Source organism: Ramlibacter sp., assembly GCF_036383835.1.
Classification (GTDB): Bacteria; Pseudomonadota; Gammaproteobacteria; order Burkholderiales; family Burkholderiaceae_C; genus Ramlibacter.
In genome coordinates, this window is the sequence record NZ_DASVNN010000138.1 from 21,724 (window position 1) to 28,338 (window position 6,615).

Genomic DNA, 6,615 nt, shown 5'->3' on the forward strand with positions numbered 1-6,615 from the left:
GTTTTCGTCATCCCCGCACCCCTTCGTCATCCCCGCGTCCCTTCGTCATCCCCGCGAAGGCGGGGATCCAGGGCACCCGGAAACGCGCCCGCGGGCGCGTCTTTCAATGCCCTGGGTCCCCGCCTGCGCGGGGATGACGTCGGGAGACATTCCTGCCGCTACCCCTTCCAGCACGGGACGGGTGAGTTCCTCGTCGCAGGTGGTGTCACGTTCCTTCATGCGCGTGCTCCACGAGCAGCAGCACCGGCTGTTCCAGCAGCGCGCGCACGGCCTGGATGAAACGCGCGGCGTCCATGCCGTCGACCACGCGGTGGTCGAACGAGGACGACAGGTTCATCAGCTTGCGCGCGGCCACCGCGCCGCCCTGGAACATCGGCCGCTCCACGATCCGGTTGACGCCCACGATCGCCACCTCGGGGTGATTGATCACCGGCGTGGTGACGAGGCCGCCCAGCGGGCCGAGGCTGGTGAGGGTGAGCGTGGAGCCGGTGAGGTCCTCGCGTTTGGCCTTGTTGCTGCGCGTGAGCTCCGCGAGGCGCGTGATCTCGCTCGCGAGTCCCCACAGGTCCTGCGCTTCCGCGTGATGCAGCACCGGTACGGCGAGGCCGGCATCGGTCTGCGTTGCGATGCCCAAGTGCACGGGGCGATAGCGCGTGACGATGCCGGCGTCGTCGTCGAAGCGCGCGTTCATCTGCGGGAAGTCGTCGAGTGCGATCACCACCGCGCGGGCGATGAAGGGCAGCAGCGTGAGCTTGCCGCGCGTCGCGCCGAATCGTGCGTTGAGCTGCGCGCGCACTTCTTCGAGGGAAGTGACGTCGATCTCCTCCACGTAGCTGAAGTGCGGGATGCGGCGCTTGGACTCCTGCATCTTCTGCGCGATGCGGCGGCGCAGGGCGGTGAGGGGAACGGCTTCCTCGCCTTCGCGCGGCTGCAAGGCGCGGGCAGGGGAGGGAGGAGGCGTTTCGAGATCCTGGTGCGTGATGCGGCCGCCGGGGCCGCTGCCGCGGATGGAGGCGAGATCGATGCCGAGTTGGCGGGCGTGATGGCGGACGGAAGGAGACGCAAGCGGTTTGTGTATTGCAATTGCTCCCTCCCCCGAAGGGGGAGGGGGGACTGCAGTCTCTTTCAAGTTCCCCGCGCCTTCCACGTCGAGACGAATCAGTTCGGAGCCGACGGCAAGCACCTGCCCCACCTTCCCCCCCAGCGACATCACCGTCCCCGACACCGGTGACGGCACTTCCACCGTCGCCTTGTCCGTCATCACGTCCGCAACCGACTGGTCTTCTTTCACCATCTCCCCCGGCTGCACGCGCCAGGCCACGAGTTCCACTTCCGCAATCCCTTCCCCGATGTCAGGCACGCGGATCGAATAGCTGCCCATCTCAAGCCTCCATCGCCCGCTTGAACGCCGCGGCCACGCGCTCCGGCCCGGGGAAATACGCCCACTCGGTCGCGTGCGGATACGGCGTGTCCCATCCCGCCACGCGCTCGATCGGCGCTTCGAGGTGATAGAAGCAGTTCTCCTGCACCAGCGCCGACAGCTCCGCGCCGAAGCCGCTGGTCTTCGTCGCCTCGTGCACGATCACGCAGCGGCCCGTCTTCTTCACCGAGGCGACCACGGTGTCCAGGTCCATGGGCCACAGCGAGCGCAGGTCGATGATCTCGGCGTCGACGCCGCTTTCCTCTGCCGCCGCCTGCGACACCCACACCATGGTGCCGTAGGCCAGCACCGTGAGCTGCGTGCCGGCGCGGAACACCGCGGACGATTCCAGCGGCACGCGGTAGTAGCCCTCGGGCACGTTGCCCAGTTCGTGCTTCGACCACGGCACCACGGGCCGATCGTGATGACCGTCGAACGGCCCGTTGTACAGCCGCTTGGGCTCCAGGAAGATCACCGGGTCGTCGCATTCGATGGCGGCGATCAGCAGCCCCTTGGCGTCGTACGGGTTGCTGGGCATCACGGTGCGCAGGCCGCACACGTGCGTGAACAGCGCCTCCGGGCTCTGGCTGTGCGTCTGGCCGCCGTAGATGCCGCCGCCGCAGGGCATGCGCAGGGTGAGCGGGCAGGTGAAGTCGCCCGCCGTGCGATAGCGCAGGCGCGCGGCCTCCGACACGATCTGGTCGCTGGCCGGATAGAAGTAGTCGGCGAACTGGATCTCCGCCACCGGCCGCAGTCCATAGGCTGCCATGCCCACGGCCGCGCCCACGATACCGCCCTCGTTGATCGGCGCGTCGAAGCAGCGCGGGGCGCCGTACTTCGCCTGCAGGCCTTCGGTGACGCGGAAGACGCCGCCGAAATAGCCGACGTCCTGCCCGAACACCACCACGTTGTCGTCGCGCTCCATCATCACGTCCAGCGCTGAGCGCAGCGCCTGGATCATCGTCATGGGCCGCACCGCGCCGGCGGCGCTGTCGTCGGGAGAGTGCTTCGTCTTCGCCAGCATGATCAGGCTCCGAGTTCCTGAAGTTGCCGGCGCAGGTGCTCGGGCATCTCGGCGTACACATCCTCGAACATGGTGGCCGCGTTCGGGATGTGGCCGTCCAGCATCGTGCCGTGGCTCTCGGCCTCCTTCTGCGCCGCCGCCACTTCGGCTTCGAGTTCGGCCTGCACCTGCTGGTGCTCCTGCTCGGACCAGGCGCCGATGGAGACCAGGTGCTGCTGCAGGCGCTGCACCGGGTCGCCGAGCGGAAAGCGCTGCCAGTCGTCGGCGGGCCGGTACTTGGACGGATCGTCCGAGGTGGAGTGCGCGCCGGCGCGGTAGGTCACCCACTCGATCAGCGTCGGCCCGAGGTTGGAGCGCGCGCGCTCCGCGGCCCAGCGCGACGCGGACAGGACCGCGAGGAAGTCGTTGCCGTCCACGCGCAGCGAGGCGATGCCGCAGCCCACGCCGCGCGCGGCGAAGGTGGTGGACTCGCCGCCGGCGATGGCCTGGAAGGTGGAGATCGCCCACTGGTTGTTGACGACGTTCAGGATCACCGGCGCGCGGTACACGTGCGCGAAGGTGAGCGCCGTGTGGAAGTCCGCCTCAGCCGTGGCGCCGTCGCCGATCCAGCCCGAGGCGATGCGCGTGTCGCCCTTGATCGCCGACGCCATCGCCCAGCCCACCGCCTGGATGAACTGCGTGGCGAGGTTGCCCGAGATCGAGAAGAAGCCGGCGCGCTTGTACGAATACATCACCGGCAGCTGCCGCCCCTTGAGCGGATCGCGCTCGTTGGACATCAGCTGGCACATCAGCTCGGACATGGCGATGTCGTCGCGCGAGAGCAGCAGCCCCTGCTGGCGGTAGGTGGGAAAGCACATGTCGCCCGGCTCCAGCGCCTGCGCGTGCGCCACCGCGATCGCCTCCTCGCCGAGGCACTGCATGTAGAAGGAGATCTTCTTCTGCCGCTGCGCGACGAGCATGCGGGCGTCGAAGATGCGGGTCTTCATCATGGCGCGCAGGCCACGGCGGAGTTGGTCTTGAGAGACGTCTGGCGCCCACGGGCCGACGGCCTTGCCCTCAGGGTCGAGGACGCGGATCAGGTCGTAGGCGAGGTCCTGGGTGTCGAAGTGGGAGGTGTCGACGGGGGGGCGTCGCACGGCACCGGCTTCGGACAGGTGCAGGTAGGAGAAGTCCGTGAGGTTGCCCGGGCGGGCCGAGGGCTCCGGGACGTGGAGGTGGAGGGGAGGGCGGGAGCTCATCCGTTGTCTCCGACGGGGTGCGGGAGATTGTGCAGGGTGGATGAGTACCTTGGGGCCGGGCCGGGCCATGCACTGCACAGCAGTCAGATCATGAGCGCGCTGAGCGGCGCGCTAGGTAGTGGCATCGTTGATTGTCGGCTGACCGACAGGATGGCAATCGCTTGAATCGCAGGGGTGCGGTTTTGCGCAAATGTCCGCTTCGGGGTCGGAAGCAGCCGTCACGCTGCTACTGCGCCGGTAGAACCTTTCAGGCCCGATGCACCGTCGGTGATGACCGCTTCAGACTGGGGGCGGTCGGTCAGGTTCGACCGCCGGATGACGGCGGTCGCCGATACCCGACATTGGCGCCAATCGAGCACTGTGAGCCGCGCCAACCTAATGATCGAGCCGGCCTACTTCCCCCTACGGCACGCGGTGGAGGATGTGGTCAGCCTTGGCCTTTGCGGTCCGATGCTCGTGGGACTCCAACTTCGGCAACACCAACCCCTCCTCGCCAGCAACATACAAGGCACCACCAAAGTCGCTGTCATAGAAGTCCCCGTCGCGCTGACCTCCATCGTGGTACGCAGCCATGGTTGAGCGCGTGAGGTCAGCTCCATTCGCAAGCGCGACGTACTGCCAAATCCACGCCTTCAGGGGAGCCCCCTTAGCCAATGCACGCTCGGCCGCGTTCCGCAGCCATTGCGCATCTCCTGATTCCGCCAGGCGCTCCTCCGCCCACTCGTCTCCCCCTTGGGCCAGTTCCTCCAGCGCCGATGTGGACCCCTGCTCCGCTGCATTGCGCAACCACAAAGCACGCGATTCTGGTGTCGGCGCAATCTCGGCCATCCATGTGGCATCCACGTCGCCAGACATGCGCTCTGCCAGCCGAAAGAACTCCTGGTTGTCGAATGCAGCGGCATATTTGAGTGCAGCGGCTCGAATGCCACCCAGCGCTGCCGCCTTGAGGTGGGTCTCGTAGCGGCGGAACTGCGGCTCCAACCGAAGGTACTCATCAACCCAGCGCCTCTCCACGGAGGTTAGAGACCGGCCGCAGAGCGACTCCTCGTACAAGTAAGGGTTCGGCGGCTCGCATTCGTACAGCGCCGCCAGAAGATGATGTGCCTTCGGGTTCGGCTCCTGCGCCGCACGCTCCAGGCTGTGCAAGAGCAATGGGGACTGCAGCAGCCTATCCCGAGTTAATCCGATGGCTGCCTTGGCGGCCACCTCCTCGTCGTCGTCCTCCCAATGGTCTTGTTCGTCCAGCCCGTCGTCCTCCACCAAACGCACGGCGGGGGTGAGTAGGTCGTCCAACGCGGACCACCGGACAGACGAGATCTGGCGCTGGGCGACGAAGTCCAGCAGCGCGCCGGCCATCTCGGATGCCACGCCTGGCGCATACTGGAGTTGAAGGGCCCGGCCGATCACCCGAGGCAATCCGCCCGATGGCGCATCGCCCACCGCGTTGTCAGCGAGCACCGCTTCGGACAGGAACGCGGCCCATGAGGAAAAGCCGAACGCAGCGGCTAGGAGTTCATGCACATGACTGCGTTTGACGTTGCAGCCGGCTTGGGTCTGGATAGTTTGCTGCGCAGCATGCGCAAGTTCTTTCACGGTCATGAGTCTTCCTTCGGTCAGCCTCGCCGAGTCGAGTTAGAAGCACGCGTTTAAGTCCCCGACGACGAGGGCCCAGAAGGGTGATCAATGACGATGAAGAAGATTGCCTTTTTCTACTCGCGTGCAAGTACGGCGGGCGCCTGCTTGAATTCTAGCGCGCTGCGCCACCCATCGAGTTGACGGCTATCCAAGTTGCGCTTATTGGCCGCTGGCGTGTCACTGCCCGTCGCTCGCGGGCGATGCCGGAGGCTGGCGCTGGCGGTCAGATTCGGAGCGAGCGTTTGGACTCACAGTCCCGGCTTGAATTGGTCCCTGACGCGGTCGATTCGAACTGTGGCTTCAGACTGGGGGCGGTCGGTCAGGACGGGCCGTGCGAATGACACCAGTCGCCGAGACCGGTCGGCAGGCTTCGAGTTCGCTGAACTAAGGTACTTGCGACCCGAAGACAACTACCAGAAGTACGCGAATCGCGGGCCATCGGCATTGCTTGACTACCTGGTACCAACCGATGATTGACGGACCACCCGCTAGAGCCTTGGTTAGTACGGATTAGCCACCGTGACTTCTTGCCCCTGCATCCGACGAACCTCTCTGACGTGCTTCGCAATGTCGGGGACGGAGTAATCAACAACCACCTCGGCGATCTCCTTAGCGGGGCGACCAGTGCTAGTGACTGGATACTCATCTATCCGTTTGAAAACGTCGTAATTGCGAGGATGGGCCCAAGGCGTGGTGTTCCCTGAGTTCATATGGCAAAGCCACATCTGCGCTTCGTGAGCGCGAACGAGCGACTGCGTATCAACGATGAGAACGTCGTGCTCTTGCTCTCCATACGCCGCGAGAAGCGTGTGCAGTCGAGCAAGCGTCGCCCAGAAGAACGTCTTGCCGTTTAGGAACTCATACCATTGCTGGGGAGTAATGCCGTCCTGTAGGCAGTTCGCGAGACGTGCATCACTCATGGGCTTCTGGTCGCGGAGGACCAGAGCTGATTCATCCTCCAAGGTGATCGTGACGCTCGTTGGGCGCCGCCGGCTTTCAAGTTGGATGCGAGTTTCGGCTGAAACAGTTGCGAGGTCTAGGCTTGCTGTCGTAGAGAGCAGTCCCCTTTCACGTATGCTCGGCCAGCTGCCACGCTCCGCCATGTGATAGAGCACCGGATACCGGGCGATTAAGTTATCTACTCGCATACAGCTTCGCTAGGGAAGGTCTGAATAAGTCCACCGATCATGCCGCGGCGCGTTGATTGATGCAAAGGAGCCTGCGCGAATGAGCCAGATAAGTTTTGCGGACGCCGAGTACGCCGGCAAGCGGAAGAAGACTCGGCGCGAGGTGTTCCT

Annotated in this window: 5 protein-coding genes; all 5 read right to left on the minus strand. The window is 65.2% G+C overall.

Going from position 1 to position 6,615, the window contains the following annotated elements; translation table 11 throughout:
- Positions 1–205 precede the first annotated feature (205 nt).
- Complete coding sequence (locus tag VF522_RS21465) at positions 206–1,381, minus strand: dihydrolipoamide acetyltransferase family protein (protein WP_330910358.1); 1,176 nt, start codon at positions 1,379–1,381, stop codon at positions 206–208.
- 1 nt (position 1,382) lies between these two features.
- A complete protein-coding gene (locus VF522_RS21470) occupies positions 1,383–2,387 on the minus strand; it encodes an alpha-ketoacid dehydrogenase subunit beta (protein ID WP_414709571.1) in 1,005 nt (334 codons plus the stop codon).
- 59 nt (positions 2,388–2,446) lie between these two features.
- Positions 2,447–3,682, minus strand: coding sequence for a 3-methyl-2-oxobutanoate dehydrogenase (2-methylpropanoyl-transferring) subunit alpha (locus VF522_RS21475; protein WP_330910360.1), 1,236 nt, complete (start codon positions 3,680–3,682; stop codon positions 2,447–2,449).
- Positions 3,683–4,084: 402 nt separating this feature from the next.
- Positions 4,085–5,281, minus strand: a complete 1,197-nt coding sequence (locus VF522_RS21480) for a hypothetical protein (protein ID WP_330910361.1) — start codon at positions 5,279–5,281, stop codon at positions 4,085–4,087.
- 536 nt (positions 5,282–5,817) lie between these two features.
- Positions 5,818–6,465: a DUF7002 family protein gene (locus VF522_RS24580; RefSeq protein ID WP_414709570.1), complete on the minus strand. Its 648-nt coding sequence runs from the start codon at positions 6,463–6,465 to the stop codon at positions 5,818–5,820.
- Positions 6,466–6,615: the final 150 nt, after the last annotated feature.